The sequence below is a fragment of the Amnibacterium sp. genome (genome assembly GCF_051956055.1).
GTDB lineage: Bacteria > Actinomycetota > Actinomycetes > Actinomycetales > Microbacteriaceae > Amnibacterium.
Map to the genome: position 1 here is coordinate 1 of NZ_JBQCGC010000059.1, position 17027 is coordinate 17027.

The 17027-nt window shown below is 73.1% G+C and carries 19 protein-coding genes and 1 tRNA gene; 6 read left to right on the forward strand and 14 right to left on the reverse strand.

Features of this window, described 5'->3' with window-relative positions; all coding sequences use genetic code 11:
* Positions 1 to 2: 2 nt before the first annotated feature.
* Genes ACTHLI_RS08580 through ACTHLI_RS08590 form a run of 3 tightly spaced genes read right to left on the reverse strand, consistent with a single transcriptional unit; the run spans position 3 to position 3021 of the window.
* On the reverse strand, positions 3 to 944 hold the full coding sequence (locus ACTHLI_RS08580) for a type II secretion system F family protein (protein ID WP_440182752.1): 942 nt from the start codon (positions 942 to 944) through the stop codon (positions 3 to 5).
* Positions 932 to 1795 carry a type II secretion system F family protein gene (locus ACTHLI_RS08585; RefSeq protein ID WP_440182753.1) on the reverse strand — a complete coding sequence of 288 codons (864 nt, stop codon included), beginning with the start codon at positions 1793 to 1795 and terminating at the stop codon, positions 932 to 934. Before ACTHLI_RS08585 ends, ACTHLI_RS08580 begins: the two co-directional genes overlap by 13 nt.
* Positions 1792 to 3021: a CpaF family protein gene (locus ACTHLI_RS08590; RefSeq protein WP_440182754.1), complete on the reverse strand. Its 1230-nt coding sequence runs from the start codon at positions 3019 to 3021 to the stop codon at positions 1792 to 1794. The genes ACTHLI_RS08585 and ACTHLI_RS08590 overlap by 4 nt, the downstream gene beginning before the upstream one ends.
* Before the next feature lie 113 nt (positions 3022 to 3134).
* On the opposite strand from ACTHLI_RS08590, the gene ACTHLI_RS08595 reads away from it, so the two are divergent.
* Positions 3135 to 3214: transfer RNA gene (locus ACTHLI_RS08595), tRNA-Leu, on the forward strand.
* Positions 3215 to 3245: 31 nt separating this feature from the next.
* Positions 3246 to 3938, forward strand: a complete 693-nt coding sequence (locus ACTHLI_RS08600) for a DedA family protein (RefSeq protein WP_440182755.1) — start codon at positions 3246 to 3248, stop codon at positions 3936 to 3938.
* A 16-nt stretch (positions 3939 to 3954) separates the two neighbouring features.
* Here ACTHLI_RS08600 and rdgB read toward each other — a convergent pair whose 3' ends face one another.
* The 4 genes from rdgB to ACTHLI_RS08620 are packed head-to-tail and all read right to left on the reverse strand — an operon-like array spanning position 3955 to position 6300.
* Positions 3955 to 4542 (reverse strand): RdgB/HAM1 family non-canonical purine NTP pyrophosphatase, encoded by a 588-nt coding sequence (gene rdgB, locus ACTHLI_RS08605; RefSeq protein WP_440182757.1) that lies wholly within the window; start codon positions 4540 to 4542, stop codon positions 3955 to 3957.
* A complete protein-coding gene (gene rph / locus ACTHLI_RS08610; protein WP_440182758.1) occupies positions 4539 to 5273 on the reverse strand; it encodes a ribonuclease PH in 735 nt (244 codons plus the stop codon). Before rph ends, rdgB begins: the two co-directional genes overlap by 4 nt.
* The gene (gene murI, locus ACTHLI_RS08615; protein ID WP_440182760.1) at positions 5270 to 6115 is read right to left on the reverse strand and encodes a glutamate racemase; all 846 of its coding nucleotides are present in this window, start codon (positions 6113 to 6115) and stop codon (positions 5270 to 5272) included. Before murI ends, rph begins: the two co-directional genes overlap by 4 nt.
* Before the next feature lie 32 nt (positions 6116 to 6147).
* Positions 6148 to 6300: a hypothetical protein gene (locus tag ACTHLI_RS08620; protein ID WP_440182761.1), complete on the reverse strand. Its 153-nt coding sequence runs from the start codon at positions 6298 to 6300 to the stop codon at positions 6148 to 6150.
* Positions 6301 to 6496: 196 nt separating this feature from the next.
* Between ACTHLI_RS08620 and ACTHLI_RS08625 the strand changes: the two genes are divergently transcribed.
* Positions 6497 to 7750, forward strand: coding sequence for a nicotinate phosphoribosyltransferase (locus ACTHLI_RS08625; protein ID WP_440182812.1), 1254 nt, complete (start codon positions 6497 to 6499; stop codon positions 7748 to 7750).
* A gap of 21 nt (positions 7751 to 7771) precedes the next feature.
* Here the strand turns inward: ACTHLI_RS08625 and ACTHLI_RS08630 are convergent, their stop codons facing one another.
* From ACTHLI_RS08630 to ACTHLI_RS08640, 3 genes are read right to left on the reverse strand one after another with little or no spacing between them, the layout of a single operon-like run.
* Complete coding sequence (locus ACTHLI_RS08630) at positions 7772 to 8035, reverse strand: DUF3039 domain-containing protein (RefSeq protein ID WP_440182763.1); 264 nt, start codon at positions 8033 to 8035, stop codon at positions 7772 to 7774.
* A gap of 51 nt (positions 8036 to 8086) precedes the next feature.
* Positions 8087 to 9655 (reverse strand): ABC transporter permease, encoded by a 1569-nt coding sequence (locus tag ACTHLI_RS08635; protein WP_440182765.1) that lies wholly within the window; start codon positions 9653 to 9655, stop codon positions 8087 to 8089.
* Positions 9652 to 10449: an ABC transporter ATP-binding protein gene (locus ACTHLI_RS08640; RefSeq protein ID WP_440182767.1), complete on the reverse strand. Its 798-nt coding sequence runs from the start codon at positions 10447 to 10449 to the stop codon at positions 9652 to 9654. Before ACTHLI_RS08640 ends, ACTHLI_RS08635 begins: the two co-directional genes overlap by 4 nt.
* A gap of 141 nt (positions 10450 to 10590) precedes the next feature.
* Between ACTHLI_RS08640 and ACTHLI_RS08645 the strand changes: the two genes are divergently transcribed.
* A complete protein-coding gene (locus ACTHLI_RS08645; RefSeq protein ID WP_440182769.1) occupies positions 10591 to 11415 on the forward strand; it encodes an ABC transporter permease in 825 nt (274 codons plus the stop codon).
* Complete coding sequence (locus ACTHLI_RS08650) at positions 11415 to 12149, forward strand: ABC transporter ATP-binding protein (protein ID WP_440182771.1); 735 nt, start codon at positions 11415 to 11417, stop codon at positions 12147 to 12149. Before ACTHLI_RS08645 ends, ACTHLI_RS08650 begins: the two co-directional genes overlap by 1 nt.
* A 4-nt stretch (positions 12150 to 12153) precedes the next feature.
* Here the strand turns inward: ACTHLI_RS08650 and ACTHLI_RS08655 are convergent, their stop codons facing one another.
* On the reverse strand, positions 12154 to 12615 hold the full coding sequence (locus ACTHLI_RS08655; protein WP_440182773.1) for a hypothetical protein: 462 nt from the start codon (positions 12613 to 12615) through the stop codon (positions 12154 to 12156).
* Positions 12616 to 12728: 113 nt separating this feature from the next.
* On the opposite strand from ACTHLI_RS08655, the gene ACTHLI_RS08660 reads away from it, so the two are divergent.
* Positions 12729 to 13463, forward strand: a complete 735-nt coding sequence (locus tag ACTHLI_RS08660) for a hypothetical protein (RefSeq protein ID WP_440182774.1) — start codon at positions 12729 to 12731, stop codon at positions 13461 to 13463.
* Between the two features lie 15 nt (positions 13464 to 13478).
* Here the strand turns inward: ACTHLI_RS08660 and ACTHLI_RS08665 are convergent, their stop codons facing one another.
* Genes ACTHLI_RS08665 through ACTHLI_RS08675 form a run of 3 tightly spaced genes read right to left on the reverse strand, consistent with a single transcriptional unit; the run spans position 13479 to position 16958 of the window.
* The gene (locus ACTHLI_RS08665) at positions 13479 to 15365 is read right to left on the reverse strand and encodes an alpha-amylase family protein (RefSeq protein WP_440182775.1); all 1887 of its coding nucleotides are present in this window, start codon (positions 15363 to 15365) and stop codon (positions 13479 to 13481) included.
* A 54-nt stretch (positions 15366 to 15419) separates the two neighbouring features.
* Positions 15420 to 15590, reverse strand: a complete 171-nt coding sequence (locus tag ACTHLI_RS08670; RefSeq protein ID WP_440182777.1) for a hypothetical protein — start codon at positions 15588 to 15590, stop codon at positions 15420 to 15422.
* A gap of 3 nt (positions 15591 to 15593) precedes the next feature.
* On the reverse strand, positions 15594 to 16958 hold the full coding sequence (locus ACTHLI_RS08675; protein ID WP_440182779.1) for a S1C family serine protease: 1365 nt from the start codon (positions 16956 to 16958) through the stop codon (positions 15594 to 15596).
* Between the last annotated feature and the right edge of the window lie 69 nt (positions 16959 to 17027).

Genomic DNA, 17027 nt, shown 5'->3' on the forward strand with positions numbered 1-17027 from the left:
GCTCAGAGCTGGGTCTGCAGCACCAGCAGCCCGGGGAACACCGCGACCGCCACGGTCGTCGGCAGGATCAGGAAGACGAGCGGGATCATCATCCCGATCTCCTTCCTGCCCGCCGACTCGAGCAGGCCCCGGCGGGCGTGCTCGCGCGCGTCGGCGGCCTGCACACGGAGCACCTCCGCGAGCGGGGAGCCGCGGTCGAGCGCCGCGACCACATGGGTGAGCGTCCGGGTCAGGGCGGGGATGCGCAGCTCGTCGGCGAGCGTCGTCAGCGCGACCGGGAGCGGGACGCCGACCGACGACTCGTCCACGACGCGCTGCAGGAGGTCGGCCAGCACGCCAGACCCGACGCGCGCGACCCGGCGCAGGCCGTCCCGGATCCCCTCCCCCGCGCTGAGGCTGAGCGCGAGGAACTCCAGCACGGTCGGCAGCTCGCTCTCGATGCGCGCCACCCGCCGCGCCCCTTCGGCGATGAGCACCCGGTCCCGGAGGACCGGACCCGCGAGGGCGCCGACCATCGGGCCGGCGACGAGCGCCGCCGGACTGCCGTTCGCCGCCGCGAGACCGCCGACGGCGGCACCGAGCGCCGCGGCGCCCGCCGCCCAGAGCAGCTGCCGCAGGCGGTACCCCTCCACCGTCCAGGGGCGGCCGGCGCGCGCGAGCCGGACCGCCGCGCCGCCCGTGCTGCCGAGCAGGGCGCCGAACGCGCGCTGGAACAGGTCCAGGGCCGGCGCGGCGACGAGCCCGACCACCGGCAGCGGATCGACGACGCTCGGGCGCTGCAGCCGCCGCGCCTCCGCGGACACGTCGAGCAGGTAGGGCGCGAGCCGTGCGGCGAGACGCGGGCGGCCGAGTGCGGGCAGCCGCGTGCTGACGCTCCACAGACCGACACCCGCCGTGAGCCCGAGGGCGAGCGCCGTCCACAGCCCCGGGCTCACCGGAACCACCGCCGGTCCTCCGGCAGCCGGGCGATCGCGATCATCACGCGGTAGGCGACGACGGTGACCACGATCGCCCCGACGAGCAGGAGCGTGCCCTGGGGCGTGCCGTAGGCCCGCGACGCCTCCGGGCGCGTCGCGAGCAGCCCGAGCACCACCCACGGCGCGGCGAGCCCGAGCTTGCCCGCGCCCGTCACCCACCCCTGACGAGCCTCCACCTCCCCGCGAAGCGCGAGGTCCTGCCGGAGGTGCACGGCGAGGTCCCGCAGCACGGACGGCAGCTCGGTGCCGCCGACCTCTCGGGCCATCCGGATGACCTCGACGAGCCGATCCGCGGTGGGATCGGCGAAGTGCTCCTTGAGCTCGTCGAGCGCGGGGCCGACGGTGCCGGTGCGGTGCCACTGCTGCTCGAACCGGAGGAAGCCGGGCCGCAGCGCCGCCGGCCCGCGCTCCGCGAGCCCCGCGAGCGCATCCGGGAGCGGCACGCCGGCCCGGAGCGACGCGACGAGGTGGTCCACGACCTCGGGCCAGAGCCCCCGCAGGGCCTGCCGCCTCGCTCGGGAGCGCCAGCCGGCGACGGACCACGGCGCCGCGGCGGCCACGATCAGCGCGAGCGCCGCGACGGAACCGAGCCCGGTGACGGCGAGGACGAGGGAGGCGGCCACACCGCCGAGGACGACGGACGCGAAGACGAACGCGCCGGGCGAGAGCCGTGGCAGGCCCGCCTGCTCCAGGCGCTCCGTCACCGCCGCGGACCAGCCGCGCCGAGCGGGACCGCGGATCGCGCGGCGCGGCCAGAGCCACGGCGAGGCGACCAGCACGATGCCGGCCCCCAGGCCCGCGCCGAGCAGCGGGATCACGCCGCGCTCCGGACGAGCGCGGCCGGGTCGATGCCGGCCGCACGGAATTTCGCGTCCTTCGGCGGCAGGCCACCCGTTGGGCGGAGCACGTCGTCCTCGAGCGCGAAGAGGCGCACGGCCTCGATCACGCCGCCCTCCGCGGCGGGGGCGCTGAGCGCGCCGGTCGGGGCGAGGATCTCCGTCACACGCCGCCGCCCGCTGCGCTGCAGCTCGCAGTGCACGACGAGGTCGACGGCGGACGCGACCGTCGGCACTACGAACCCGGCGTCGATGTTCCTGCCCGCGAGGAGCGGCAGCGTGCAGAGCTTCACCAGCGCGTCCCTGCCGGAGTTCGCGTGCAGGCTGCACGCCCCTGGCACGCCGCTGTTCAGCGCGATCAGCAGGTCGAGCGCCTCCGCCTCCCGGACCTCCCCGACGACGAGCCGGTCGGGCCGCATCCGCAACGCCTCCTTGATGAGCCGCCGGAGGGTCACCTCCCCCGTGCCCTCGAGACTCGGCTGCCGGCATTGCATGGCCACGCCGTCGCGGCCGGGCAGGCGCAGCTCGAAGGTCTCCTCGACGGTCACGATCCGATCGGTCGGCCGCCCGGCGGCGAGCAGCGCGCCCAGCATCGTCGTCTTGCCGGCCTGCGTGGCGCCGGACACGAGCACGTTGAGGCCCGCGAGCATGGCGGCCCCGAGGAACGTCGCGGCGCCGGCGGGCAGCGACCCCATGCCGACGAGGGCATCGAGCGTCGTGACGCTCCGGGAGAACTTCCGGATGTTCACGGCCCAGTGCCGCCGGGTGACGTCGGGCACGACGACGTGCAGCCGCGAGCCGTCCGGCAACGAGGCGTCGACGAACGGCGAGGCCAGGTCGACGCGGCGTCCGCTCGACACGAGCATCCGCTCGACGAGGTCGCGCACCTCCTGCTCCGTCAGCACGATCGTGGTCAGCTCGCTGACCCCGCCTCGCGCCACGAACACCCGCGTGGGCGCGTTCACCCAGATCTCCTCGATCGACGGGTCGTCGAGCAGCGGCTGCAGCTGCCCGAAGCCCGTGAGGTCGGCGACGATCTGCCGCTCGGCACGGCGCTCGTCGGCGATCAGCGGCACGTCCGCCGCGAACGCGTGCTCGGCGTAGCGGCGCAGCTCCTCCCGCACGGCTGCGTCGGGCGCGCCGCCGAGGGTGCCGTGCCGCGCACGCGACCGCACGGAGTCGGCGATGACGCGGACCGGATCCGTCATGCGCCACAGTGTGTCCGGCCGGTGGATCGGGCGTCGGGCGTTCTCCACAGGCCGGCCGCGGCGCGAGGTCGTCGGCCCGACGGAGGCGCCCGCTACACTGAGCGACGCTTCCGGCGGGAGTGGTGGAACTGGCAGACACGCAGGATTTAGGTTCCTGTGCTTCGGCGTGAGGGTTCGAGTCCCTCTTCCCGCACTGCCGTGAACCTGGCGGAGGGACCCCGAGGATGACGACCGTCAGCGGCCTCTTCCCGTTCCTGGATCCGAACGCCCTCGCCGCCGCCGGCCCGATCGGGCTGCTGATCGTCTGCGCCGTCATCTTCGCCGAGACCGGTCTCCTGATCGGCTTCGTGTTCCCCGGCGACACCCTGCTGCTGATCACGGGCATCAGCGCCGAGCGCGGTCTCGGCATCAGCATCTGGATCGCCGCTCCCGCGATCGCGCTCGCCGCGTTCCTCGGCGGCGAGCTGGGGTACCTCGTGGGCAGGAAGTCGGGCCCCCGCGTCTTCGAGCGCCGCGAGTCCGGCCTGTTCAGCCGGGCACAGGTCGAGCGCACGTACCGGTTCTTCGACCGCTACGGGCCGCTCGCCGTGATCCTCGCCCGCTTCGTGCCGATCGTCCGCACCATCGCCCCGATCGCCGCGGGCGTCGGGCGCATGCAGTACCGGCGGTACAGCCTCTTCAACGCCATCGGCGCGGTGAGCTGGGGCTTCGGCATCACGTTCGTCGGGTACCTGATCGGGTTCATCCCGCCGATCCGCGACTTCGTGCAGCACAACATCGAGTTCATCCTGAGCGGTGCCGTGGTCGTCACCCTGATCCCGACGCTGATCCACGTGTGGCGCAACCACCGTGCGGCGAAGCGCGCGGCCGCCGAGCAGTCGGACGAGCAGTCGGACGAGAACGTCTCGACCGACTGACGGCGCCGGAGCCGCGTCAGCGGGCGGCGAGCGCCTCCGCGAGCGCCCGGAACGCCAGCGCGCGGTGGCTGCGGGCGTTCTTCTCCTCCGGGCTGAGCTCCGCCGCGGTCCTGCCGTCGCCGTCCGCGGGCACGAAGAGCGGGTCGTAGCCGAATCCGCCTGCACCGCGCTCCGCTGCGAGCACCGCACCCGGCCACTCCGCGGAGCGGACGAGCTCGCGCTCGTCGTCGACGTAGACCGCCGCGCACACGAAGCGCGCCGTCCGGTCCTCGGCCGACTCCAAGCGCTCGAGCAGCAGCGCCCGGTTGTCGTCGTCCCGGCCGGTGCCGGCGAAGCGCGCGGAGTGGATGCCGGGCGCCCCGTCGAGCGCATCGACGGCGATGCCGGAGTCGTCCGCGATCGCCGGCAGCCCCGACACCCGGTGGGCGGCCCTCGCCTTGATCAGCGCGTTGGCGACGAAGGTGTCGCCGTCCTCCACGGGCGACGGCCCCTCGTAGCGCAGCAGCTCGACGCCCGGCAGCATCGGGCCGAGGATGGCCGCGAGCTCGGCGACCTTGTGCGCGTTGCCCGTGCCGAGCACGATGCGCACCGGCGCCTCCGTCACTCGGTCACCTCGAGCGCGGCCCGCTGGAGCGCGCCGAGCCGCTCGGTGCCGCTCAGCGCGAGGTCCAGCAGCCGGTCGAGCTCGCTCCGGTCGAACGGGGCGCCCTCGGCGGTGCCCTGCACCTCCACGAACAGGCCGCGGCCGGTGGCGACGACGTTCATGTCGGTCTCCGCGCGGACGTCCTCCGTGTATGCCAGATCGAGCATGGGCTCGCCGTCGATGATGCCGACCGAAACCGCGGCGACGGAGTCGAGCAGCGGCTGCGACCGCTGACCGATGAACCGCTTCTCGCGGCCCCACTCGATCGCGTCGTGGAGCGCCACGTAGGCACCCGTGATGGCGGCCGTGCGCGTGCCGCCGTCGGCCTGCAGCACGTCGCAGTCGAGCACGAGCGTGTTCTCCCCGAGCGCCTTCGTGTCGACCACGGCGCGGAGCGAGCGTCCGATGAGCCGGGAGATCTCGTGGGTGCGCCCCCCGATCCTGCCCTTGACGCTCTCCCGGTCCATGCGGTCGTTCGTCGAGCGGGGCAGCATGGCGTACTCGGCGGTCACCCACCCCCTGCCCTTCCCCTGCAGCCAGCGGGGCACCCCGTTGGTGAACGACGCCGTGCAGAGCACGCGGGTCTCCCCGAACGAGATCAGGGCGCTCCCCTCCGCCTGGCTGCTCCACCCCCGCTCGATGGTGACGGGACGGAGGTCGTCGGCGGCGCGGCCGTCGCGGCGTTCGGTCATTGCTGCTCTCCTGTCGTCGGAAGGGTGATGGCCCCGGTGCGCACGAGGTCGACGGTCGCGACCTCCGGGCCGAGGAACCGCCGCGCGAGGCGCAGGAACGAGCCCTCGCTCGAGCCGGTGGCCTCGAACCGGTGGGTGGGCGGCGTGGGCGCGGTGCGCAGCAGGTCGTGCTCGACGAGGTTCCGGTACACGTCCGCCGCGGTCTCCTCGGCGGAGGAGACGAGCGCCACGTCCGGCCCCATGACGAGGCGGATGGCCGCGGACAGCAGCGGGTAGTGGGTGCAGCCCAGCAGGAGCGTGTCGATGTCGGCAGCCTTGAGCGGGGCGAGGTACTCCTCGGCGGCCGCGAACAGCTCGGGGCCCGTGGTGATGCCCGCCTCGACGAACTCGACGAACCGGGGGCAGGCGGCCTGCACGACGGTGATGTCCGGGTCCGCGACGAAGGCGTCCGGGTACGCGTTGGACCGCACGGTCCCCTCGGTCCCGATCACGCCGATCCGCTTGGTGGTCGTGCGGCGGGTCGCCGCGCGGACGGCGGGCAGGACCACCTCGACCACGGGGATGCCGGCGCCGAGGGTGAAGCGCTCGCGGGCATCCCGGAACATCGCGGCGGAGGCGGTGTTGCAGGCGATGACGAGCAGCTTCACGCCCTGGGCGACCAGGTCGTCCATCACCGCCAGGGCATACGCGCGCACCTCGGCGAGCGGCTTGGGGCCGTACGGCGAGTGGGCGGTGTCGCCCACGTAGAGCACCGATTCGTTCGGCAGCTGGTCGATGATCGCCCGCGCCACGGTGAGCCCGCCGACCCCCGAGTCGAAGACTCCGATCGGCGCGTCCGTCACGGCCGGACAGCCTAACGGCCCCCGGCTGACGGTCAGTCGGCGTCGCGGCGGCGGACGGAGACGGTCACGAGGGCGGTGGCGAAGGCCACGAGCACGACGGCGACGACGCCGGCGGGCATGAGGTCGAGCGCGTGCAGGGCACGGGGCTCGGCGAGGAGGAACGCGACGTCCTGGGTGGGGACCATCGGAGGAGACCTTCCGGGCGGGTGGGGGCCGTCGGCGGGGTGACCGGCGGGGCGCGGCTGGGTGACCGGGCGTCGGGCCAGCGTACGGACGGGCCGCACCCGGCACCCAGGCCCCAGTTGGAGGGGGCGCAGGCCCGGTCCCTAGGCTCCAGGGGTGACGAGCACCGCGCTGCTGACCGACCGGTACGAGCTCACGATGCTGGACGCCGCGCTGCGCGACGGCACGGCGGAGCGGCCGAGCGTGTTCGAGGTCTTCTCGAGGCGGCTGTCGGGGGGCCGCCGGTACGGCGTGCTCGCGGGGGTGGGCCGCCTGCTGGAAACGCTCGAGCGCTTCCGGTTCGGTGATGCGGAGCTGGCCTGGCTGGGGGCCGAGCGGGTCGTCTCGCCGCGCTGCCTCGACTGGCTCGCGGACTACCGGTTCCGGGGCCGCATCAGCGGCTACCGCGAGGGCGAGCTCTACTTCCCCTCCTCCCCCGTGCTCACGGTCGAGGCGCCGTTCGGGGAGGGCGTCGTGCTCGAGACCCTGATCCTCAGCGTGCTGAACGCGGACAGCGCGATCGCGACGGCGGCGGCGCGGATGGTCTCGGCCGCGGCCGGGCGGCCGCTCGCCGAGATGGGTTCGCGCCGCACACACGAGCGTGCGGCCGTCGCGGCGGCGCGCGCGGCCTGGATCGCGGGCTTCGGCGCGACCTCGAACCTCGAGGCCGGGCGGCGCTGGGGGGTCCCGACGATGGGGACCGCCGCACACGCGTTCACGCTCCTGCACGACAGCGAGGAGGCGGCGTTCCGGGCCCAGGTCGCGGCCATGGGGCCGGGCACGACGCTGCTCGTCGACACCTACGACGTGCTGCGCGCCGTCGAGACCGCCGTGCGGGTCGCGGGGCCGGAGCTCGGCGCGGTCCGCATCGACTCCGGCGACCTGCCCGTCGTGGTGCGGGCGGTGCGGGACCGGTTGGACGCGCTCGGCGCGACCGGCACGAGGATCACCGTCACGAACGACCTCGACGAGTACGCGATCGCGGGCCTCGCAGCGTCCCCGGTCGACTCGTACGGCGCGGGCACGCGGCTGGTGGGCGGCTCCGGCCACCCCACCGCGGGCTTCGTCTACAAGCTCGTGGAGCGCGCGGACCAGGACGGCACCATGCGCCCTGTGGCGAAGAAGTCGATCGAGAAGGCCGGCAGCGGCGGGCGGAAGTGGGCCTTCCGGCTGCTGGAAGGCGGCACGGCACGCGAGGAGCGGATCGTCGTCGCCGACGTGCAGCCACGCCTCGACGGCGGCCGCGACCTGATCGTCCCGCTCGTCGTCGACGGGCGGCCCGACCCGGCGTTCGTGGGCGTCGAGGGCACGCGGGCGGCGAGGGCGCACCACGCCCGGGTCGTCGCGGAGCTGCCTCCGGAGGCCATGCGGCTCTCCGGCGGCGACCCGGCGATCCCGACCGCGCTGGCCTGAACCGCGCTGGCCTGAACCGCGCTACTTCAGGCGGTCGTAGATCTTCTTGCAGTCCGGGCAGATCGGGAACTTCTCGGGGTCGCGCCCCGGCACCCAGACCTTGCCGCAGAGCGCGCGGACCGGCTTGCCGGTGACCGCGGACTCGACGATCTTCTCCTTCTGCACGTAGTGGGAGAAGCGGTCGTGGTCACCGTCCTCGGTGAGCTCGCCGTTCAGCAGCTCCTCGAGCTCCCGGTCGAGGGTCGACGTCCCGCCGGCGGGATCGGTCACGGAGTCGCGCGCCATGCGCACCAGGGTAGGACGCTCCCGGCCCCGCGTGGCGTCGATCCCGGAGGATCAGGCGCGAAGTGCCGCCGCGAGCAGCTCCGGGCCCCGCCGCTCGAAGATCCGCCCACCCCACACGGTCCCGAGCCATAGGACGGCGATCCCCACGACCAGCCCGACCGCGAGCGAGCCCCACGCCGCAGGCACCGAGCCGGCGAAGGCCAGCAGGCCGAGGAGGATCGCGGGGGCGGCGAGCAGGAGCTGCAGCAGGAACAGCACCGACTGCACGGCGGCGGACAGGCCGCCGGTCGAGTTCGGCTGCTGGAACGGCGAGGAGCCCGGGCGGGGCACCGGATACGGCATCAGCGCGGAGGTGACCCCGCCGATGCCGGTGCCGGCGAGCAGCAGGCTGCAGGCCACTCCCACGAGCGGAGCCGTGAGCAGGAGGCTGCCGGCGATGGCCGCGCTCACGAAGGATCCGGCGATCAGGACCGGCAGGCCGACGAACAGCACCGGCGCGATGCGGCCCGATCGGTCGTCGACGCCGCGCACCCCTGCCGCGACGTGCAGCCACACCGCGGTGTGGTCGTAGGCGATGTCGTTGTGCGACGCCCAGCCGAGGACGAGGGCGACGACGGGCACGGGGATCAGCGCCAGGACCGGACCGGGGACCCCCGCGAGCCCCAGCACGAGCACGAGCACGATCGGGGTGACGGGGATGCTGATCACGCTCACGCGGTACCGCACGTCGCGGGCCCAGTAGGTCGCGGCGCGCGCCGCGATCGCGCCCCGCGGGGTGGCGGGGAGCCGGCCGAACCAGCCGATGCCGACGACCGTCTGCGGTTCGGCCTGCCGTCCCGTGGAGACGAGGGCGACGCGGACGAGCCCGCGCCAGGCGAACGCGAGCAGCACGAGGGTGGCGAGCGCCACGGCGAGCTGCCCCAGGCCTGCCGCGTCTCCGGCCGTGATGCTCGCCGGTGCGGCCCACGCCGCGCCGAGCGGGGTCCAGCCGAGCACGGCCGCCGCCGGGCCGATGGTCGCGAGCGCCCGCGTCCCGATGCCGAGGTCCGCCAGGGCGACCACGACGGGTGCGAGCAACGAGACGAGGATCACCAGCACGGCCGCCACCGTCTCCCGCGAGCGCCTGGTGGACAGGAGGAGCCCGGCGCTCGTGGCGCCGATGCGGGAGAGGAGCACGCACGTGAGCACGATGACCGGGGTGCAGACGACCGCGACGAGCGCCGCGAGGGGCGAGCGCGACCACGTCACCGCGGTCGCGAGGGCGACGAGCAGCAGCGCGAGGGCCGGGACGCCGACCGTCCCGGCCACGGCGAGGCCGAGCGCGAGCCGCGTCCGTTCGATGCCGAACAGCGCGAACCGGCGGGGATCGAGCGTGTCGTCGATTCCGACGAACACGGGTACGACGAGGAACGCGAGCACGGCCACCGAGCCGCCACCGACCACGACCGGCGCAGCCACCTCGGTGGGGGCGAAGCGGAGCCCGATCAGCAGCACGACGAGCATCAGGGTGATGCCGGCGCCGTAGACGAGTGCGAGCACGAGTCCCACGACCTGCCACGGGCTCCGGCGGAACTGACCCGCGAGCAGCCGCAGCTTCAGCCGCACCAGCAGCGAGGTCATTCGGTGAAGGAGTGCAGCCACTCCATGCCCGCCGCCGCGCGGCGACCGCCGGCGAGCGCGACGAAGCGCTCCTCCAGCGTCTCCCCCGCGCGCACCTCGTCCGTGGTGCCCGCGGCGAGCACGCGGCCGCCGACGATCACCGCGACGTGGTCGCACACCCGCTGGATGAGGTCCATGCCGTGGCTCGACAGCACGACCGTGCCGCCCGCTGCGACGTACCGCTGCAGGATCTCGACGATGTTCGCCGCCGAGACCGGGTCGACGGACTCGAACGGCTCGTCGAGCACGAGGAGGCGCGGCGAATGGATCATCGCGGCGGCCAGCGCGATCTTCTTCGTCATGCCCGCGGAGTAGTCCGCCACGAGGCGCCCGGTCGCGTCCTCGAGGCCGAACGCCGCGACCAGGTCGGCGGTCCGCTGCCGCACCGTCGCGGCGTCGAGCCCGCGCAGCACGCCCGAGTAGTGCAGCAGCTGCGCTCCGGAGAGCCGATCGAACAGTCGGAGCGCGTCGGGGAGCACGCCGATGGCGCGCTTCGCGCGGTCCGGTTCCGCCCAGACGTCGATCCCGTGCACGAGCACCCGACCACCGTCGGGCCGCAGCAGCCCCGTCACCATCGAGAGCGTCGTCGTCTTGCCCGCGCCGTTCGGGCCCACGATGCCCATGAAGGAACCGGCCCCGACCTCGAGATCGATGGCGTCGACCGCGACCGTGTCGCCGAACCGCTTCGTCAGGCCCTCGAGGATCAGCACGGACTCCGTGCCGGTGCTGGGCTGGGGGACCTCCGGCGCCGTCACGCCGTCGACTGTATCGAGGCGCATCCCGGACGGTGCCGCGAATGCGCGTGGCACCCGGGTGCAGAGCGGGCGGGGGTTAGCATGAGCGACCGGCGCGGCGGCCGCCGCCCCTGACCCCATCCGCCGCCTCAGAGGACCTCCGTGACGACTGCCGTCTCCGCGCCGCGCGCCATCAGACCTGCGAAGCGGACGTCGTACTGGGCGCGCTACCGGCAGGCCCTCTGGCTGCTCACCACCCGCGACCTCAAGGTCCGGTACACGACCAGCAGGCTCGGGTACCTGTGGTCGATCATCGACCCGCTGCTGATGGGGATGATCTACTGGGTGATCTTCGGCTTCGTCTTCCCACGACGAGCGGACCTCGCGCACGAGCCGTACATCATCTTCCTGCTCTGCGCAGTACTGCCCTGGACCTGGTTCAACGGCAACCTCTCCGACGCGACGCGCGCCTTCCGTCAGGAGGGCAAGCTCATCCGCTCGGTGAAGATCCCGCGCAGCATCTGGATCCTGCGGCAGATCGCGTCCAAGGGCATCGAATTCGTCATCAGCCTCTCGATCATCGTGTTCTTCGCGCTGATCAATCTGAAGGCCCCGAGCCCGTGGACGATCGTCTACCTGCCCTTGGCGATCGTGCTGCAGGTCCTGCTCACGGTGGGCTGCAACTTCGTCATCGCGCCGCTCTCGGTGTTCTACCGCGATCTCGAGCGGGTCGTGAAGCTCGGCCTTCGCGTGCTGTTCTACGGCGCGCCGGTGCTCTACCACCCGGCGATCGGCAACCCGGTCCTGCACTTCCTCTACGGGCTCAACCCGCTGGCCGGCATCCTGGACCTCTACCGCGGGTGCTTCTTCCCCGACATCGTGGACTGGGCCTACGTGGTCGAGGGCACGATCGTGTCGGTGATCCTGTTCACGATCGGCGCGGTCGTGTTCCGGCGGTCCGTCCCGCGCGTGCTGAAGGAGCTGTGATGCCCGCTCCGGTGATCTCCGTGGAGGACGTCGGGGTCCGCTTCCAGCGCGACCGCGGCCGCAAGCGCACGCTGAAGGACATGTTCGGCCGCAAGGAGCTGCGCCAGGCGCCCGACGAGTTCTGGGCGCTCCGCAACGTGAGCTTCGACGTCGCGCAGGGCGAGGCGATCGGCGTCGTCGGCCGGAACGGCCAGGGGAAGTCGACCCTGCTGAAGATGGTCGCCGAGGTGCTGATCCCGGACGAGGGCTCCGTCTCCGTGCGTCAGGGCGTGGCGCCGCTCATCGAGATCACCGGCGGTTTCGTGGACGACCTCTCCGTGCGCGACAACGTGTTCCTCGCGGCCGGCCTGCACGGCAAGTCGAAGGCGCAGATCGCCGAGGAGTTCGACGACATCATCGACTTCGCGGAGATCAAGGACTTCGTCAACACCCCCTACAAGCACCTCTCCAGCGGCATGAAGGTGCGGGTCGCGTTCTCCGTGATCGCCCGGCTGGACGAACCGATCCTGCTCGTCGACGAGGTGCTCGCGGTCGGCGATCGCAACTTCCGGCGGAAGTGCTACACGCGCATCGAGGAGATGCTCGACGAGGGGCGCACGATGTTCTTCGTGTCCCACAACGACGGCGACCTGAAGCGGTTCTGCCAGCGCGGGCTCTACCTCGACAAGGGGTCGCTCCAGTTCGACGGCTCGATCGAGGAGGCGTTCGACCGCTACACGGAGGACTACGCCTGAGCCGTCACGGAGCCTTCGGGAGCGGCTTCCCGCCGAACGTCAGCTGGTAGGTGTCGCCGTCCGTCGTGGTCGGGACGAGCTTCAACGCGTGCTTCTTGGTGGGTTGCGGCAGCCCGAGCGCGGCCGCCTGGGTCGGCAGCGTCGGCGCCGGGCTCCCCCCGTCCACGAGCTCGCCGACCGTGCCGCTGTCGAGCCGGAGCCCGTAGGTGGTCGCGATCCAGGTCCGCACCGCCGCGCGCTCGTTCCCGAGCGTGCGGAACCCTCCCGCGGCGAGGATCGCGGTGCCGACGAGCCCCACGACGGCGACGACGACCACCAGCGCGACGAGCGGGGTGCGACGGGGCGACCGGCGCAGCGCGGGCGCGAAGGCGATCGGCAGGCAGACCACCACGGTCGCCGCCAGCAGCGCGAACAGCGCCGGCACGAACACCAGGTTCTGGTTCGCGGCGAAGTACTGGATGGTCACGGGGGTCTCTCGCTGGGGTGCACATGCCGCGGGTCGTCCGACGGCCGACCGACGCTAGCACCGGCTGCACGTGCGGCCGCCGTCCGGCGCGGCTTCCTATGATCGCGTCCACCATGAGTGCGCTCCCGAACGACGACGACATCGCCACGAGGTGGACGAGGCACGGCTTCGACCGCCTGCTGTCGGTGCATCGACCGGTGGTGCTCGCGCATCTCCGCTCGATCCGCAGGCGGAACCCCTCGGCCTCGCCTGAGGAGGTGATCCGGATCCTCGAACGCCGCTATGTCGCGGCCGTGACGGCCGGGGGCGCCGCGACCGGAGCGGCCGCGGTGGTGCCCGGCGTCGGCACGGCGACGGCGCTCGGCATCAGCGGCGCGGAGACCGTCGGATTCCTGGAGGCGAGCGCCCTGTTCGCGCAGTCGGTCGCGGAGGTGCACGGGCTCCCCACCGCCGACACGGAGCGGTCGAGCACCCTCGTCATGGCGCTGATGCTCGGGCCGGCCGGAGCCACGCTGGTCCAGCAGTTCGCCGGCGAGGTGACCGGCACGGGGAAGCCGCGCAACGCCTACTGGGCCGAGCTGGTGACCACCCGCGTGCCGGGCACGATGCTCAAGGGCCTGACGAATCGGGTGCGGCGGAGCTTCGTGCGCCGGTTCGCGGCACGGCAGGGGGCGAGCCTCGTCGGCCGCGCGGTGCCGTTCGGCATCGGGGCCGTCGTCGGCGGGGCCGGCAACCGCATCGCCGGGCGCCGGGTCGTCTCCGCGACCCGCGACGCGTTCGGCCCCGCTCCGGCGACGTTCCCGGGCGAGGTCCGGCTGCCGGACCCGCCGAAGCCCGTCGCCTCCTGACCCGCACCGCCCCCTTCAGAGCTGCAGCCAGCGGACCTGGAGGGGCGCGAGCGGCACGTCCGCCCACAGCTCCACGTCGGTGTCGGTGATGAGGTCGTGTGCGACGGCGGGCATCGCCGCGAACGCCTCCGCCGGCACCACGCGCTCCTCCTCCGACACGTTCGCGAGCACCAGCACGGTGCCGGAGACGCCCGGCCGCTGGTATCCGAGCACGTGCGGGTCGTGGGTCCCGAAGCCGACGAGCGCGCCGCCCGCGAGCTCCTCGGTCTCGCGCCGCACGTGCACGAGGCGCCGGAGTCCGAGCGAGATGGCGCCCGCGTCGGTGTCGGGGTCCGTCCGCTCCGCGTAGCGCGAGGCCGGGTACGGCGGCCGGTGCACCCAGCGGCTGTCCCCGGCGTGCTCCGGCACCGCGAGGTACCCGTAGTCGTTCAGCTGCCCCACCTCGTCGCCCAGGTACAGGAGCGGAACACCTCCGGTCGACAGCGCGATCGAATGGGCGAGCAGCACGCGCTGCACGCCGTACGGATCCCCCGCCTCGACACCCGCGAGCGACGCGGTCGTGCCGGAGACGCGGGCGTCGCCGGTCCGCGGGTTCTCCTGGAACGGCACTCCGCGAGCGAACGAGCCGGGGAAGCGGTTCACGTAGAAGGCGTTGAGGAACCGGCGGTGCTCGAAGCCGTCGATGCCGAGCTCCGCGGCGTCCTCGTCCGCGAAGGTCCACCCGATGTCGTCGTGGCTGCGCACGTAGTTGACCCAGGCGGTCCCCGCCGGGATCGCATGCCGGCGCTCGAGCGCCTGGGACAGCAGCCGGGCGTCCCTGGTGGCGAGCGCCTCCCAGACGAGCGCCATCTGCAGGGGGTTGTAGGAGAGCTGGCACTCCTCCGGCGCGATGTACTCGACGACGCGGTCGGGGTGGACGATCGCCTCGGACTTGAACAGCACGGCCGGCGCGGCGATGCGGCACACCGCGTTGAAGGCGCGGATCAGGGTGTGCGCCTGCGGGAGGTTCTCGCAGTCCGTGCCGAGCTGCTTCCAGATGAAGGCGACCGCGTCCATCCTGAGCACGTCGACGCCGACGTTCGCGAGGAACAGCATCTCGCCCGCCATCGCCGTGAAGACGGCGGGGTTCGCGTAGTTCAGGTCCCACTGGAAGTGGTAGAAGGTCGACCAGATCCAGCGCCCGTCCGGCAGCTGGACGAAGCTGCCGCGGTGGTCGTCCGGGAAGACCTCCCGCGTCGTCGCCTCGAACAGGTCCGGCATGGTCCGGTCGGGGTAGATCCGGTAGAAGTCGGCGTAGGCGGGATCGCCGCCCACGCACCCGACCGCCCAGGCGTGCTCGTCGGAGGTGTGGTTGAAGATGAAGTCGACGACGAGCGAGATGCCGGCCGCCCGCAGCTCGGCCGCCAGGAGGCGCAGCTGGTCCATGTCGCCGAGGGCCGGGTTCACGTCGCGGTAGCTGGACACCGCGTACCCGCCGTCCGAGTCCCCCTCCGGCGCTGCGAAGAGCGGCATGAGGTGCAGGTAGGTGAGCCCGAGCTCCCGGAAGTAGGGGATGCGGGCTCGCACGCCCTCGAGGTCTTGCGCGTACCGGTCGACGTAGCAGACGCCGCCGAGCATCCGGTTGCTCAGGAACCAGCCGGGGTCGGCCTCGCGCGCCCGGTCGAGCTCCTTCAGGTCGGCGGGGCGCTCCCCCGCGGCGCGGGCGATCGCGACGACGAGGGCGGCGAGCTGCTCCAGGCAGTCGGGGCGGTCCCCGTAGACGTCGGTGAAGTGCTCGAAGAGCCGCGGGAAGTGCCGGTCCAGGCGCTCGCGGAACTCGGCGTCCGGGGAGACGCCCGCCTCGGCGAGGCGGCGATCGACGTGGCTGGCGGCCGCAACGGCCTGCTGGGGGCGCGTGAGCATCTTCGTTCGTCCTGTCCGGCGTGACCGCCGCGCACGAAGTCTAGGGATCCGGCGTCATCCGAGGCCCTGGATCAGCAGCCCGATCGCGACCAGCGCCAGGCCGACCACCACGCCGATCGCGATCATGCGGCCCGAGCCCTCACCGAGGAGCCGCAGCCGGCGGATGAACACGACGAGGAGCACCGCCAGCATGCCGACGAGCGCGATGCCCCACGCCGCGCCCATGCGTCAGGAGGAGGGCGTCGAGCCGAGCGTGACGGTGACGGTGTGCGACTGGCCGCCCCGGGAGTACGTGACGGGCACCTTCGTCCCCGCCGCGTACGAGCGCACCTGGCCGGCGAGATCGGTGTAGCTCGTGACCGCGACCTTGCCGACGGCCGTGATGATGTCGCCCTTCTGGATCCCGGCCTTCGCAGCAGGACCGCCTGCCGTGGCCGACGACACCTTGATGCCCGCGACGGTGCCGGTCGAGGCCGACTCGTTCGCCACGGACGACACGCCCAGCTGCCCGTGGGTGGGCGTCCTGCCCGCGATGATGTCGTCCGCGATGCGCTTGGCGATCGTCGACGGGATGGCGAAGCCGACGCCGATGCTGCCGGACTGGCCGGACGAGCTCGAGTTGGTCCCCGCGATCGCCACGTTGACGCCGATGACGTCGCCCTGCGAGTCGAGCAGCGCGCCGCCCGAGTTGCCCGGGTTGATCGCCGCGTCGGTCTGCAGGACGGACAGGTAGATGTTGTTCGTCTGCGTCTGGGCGCTCGACCCGCTGCCGTTCCCGAAGTCCCAGAAGTTGAACGGGTTGCTGCCGCTGCCGTTCCCGCCGGTGTCCCCTCCTGAGCCGCTCGAGCCTTTCGGCACCGCCGACGACGCGACCGCGATGCTCCGGTTCAGGGCGCTGACGATCCCCGTGGTGACGGTGTTCGGCAGGTCGAGCGGCGCGCCGATCGCGACCACCGAGTCGCCGACGTTGAGGTCGCCGGAGTTGGCGAACGTCGCGGGCGTGAGGCCCGAGGCGCCGGTGAGCCGGATGACGGCGAGGTCGTTCAGCGGGTCCGTGCCGACGACCTTCGCGGGGTAGATGTGCCCGTCCGACGCGGTCACGGAGATCGTGCCGCCACCCGTGTCGCCGTCGAGGGTCACGACGTGGTTGTTGGTGAGGACGTCGCCGTCCGCGGACAGCACGATGCCGGAGCCGGTGCCGGACTCGTTCGGCGCGTTCACCGAGATCGTGACCACCGACGGCGACGCCTTCGCCGCGACGGCGGACACGGCGGTCGCGGTCGACGGGTTGTTGATGACGACGCCGGAGCTGCCCCCGCTCGCGGTGGTGAGCGTCGTCCGCGGGGCCACCGCGATCGCGATGCCCGCACCGATGCCGCCGCCGATGAGCGCCGCCACCACGGCAGCCGCCACGACGGGCACGAGGAGGCCGCGTCGCTCGCGGCGGTGGAACGCCTCACCCTCCGCCGGAGCGTGCACCTGCCCCGCCTCGAACGGGAACTCGCGCGTCGAGGTGGCGTCGGCCTCGTCCCGGAGGTGCCCGCCGTCGCCGGCGGGGATGCCCTCGTCGGGTCGGGGAGTGCTGTCGCTCATGGTGCTCCTTCCAAAGCCCGTACAGGGTGCACGGTGCATCCATGGGATTCCTATGAGCCGGCAGAGCCC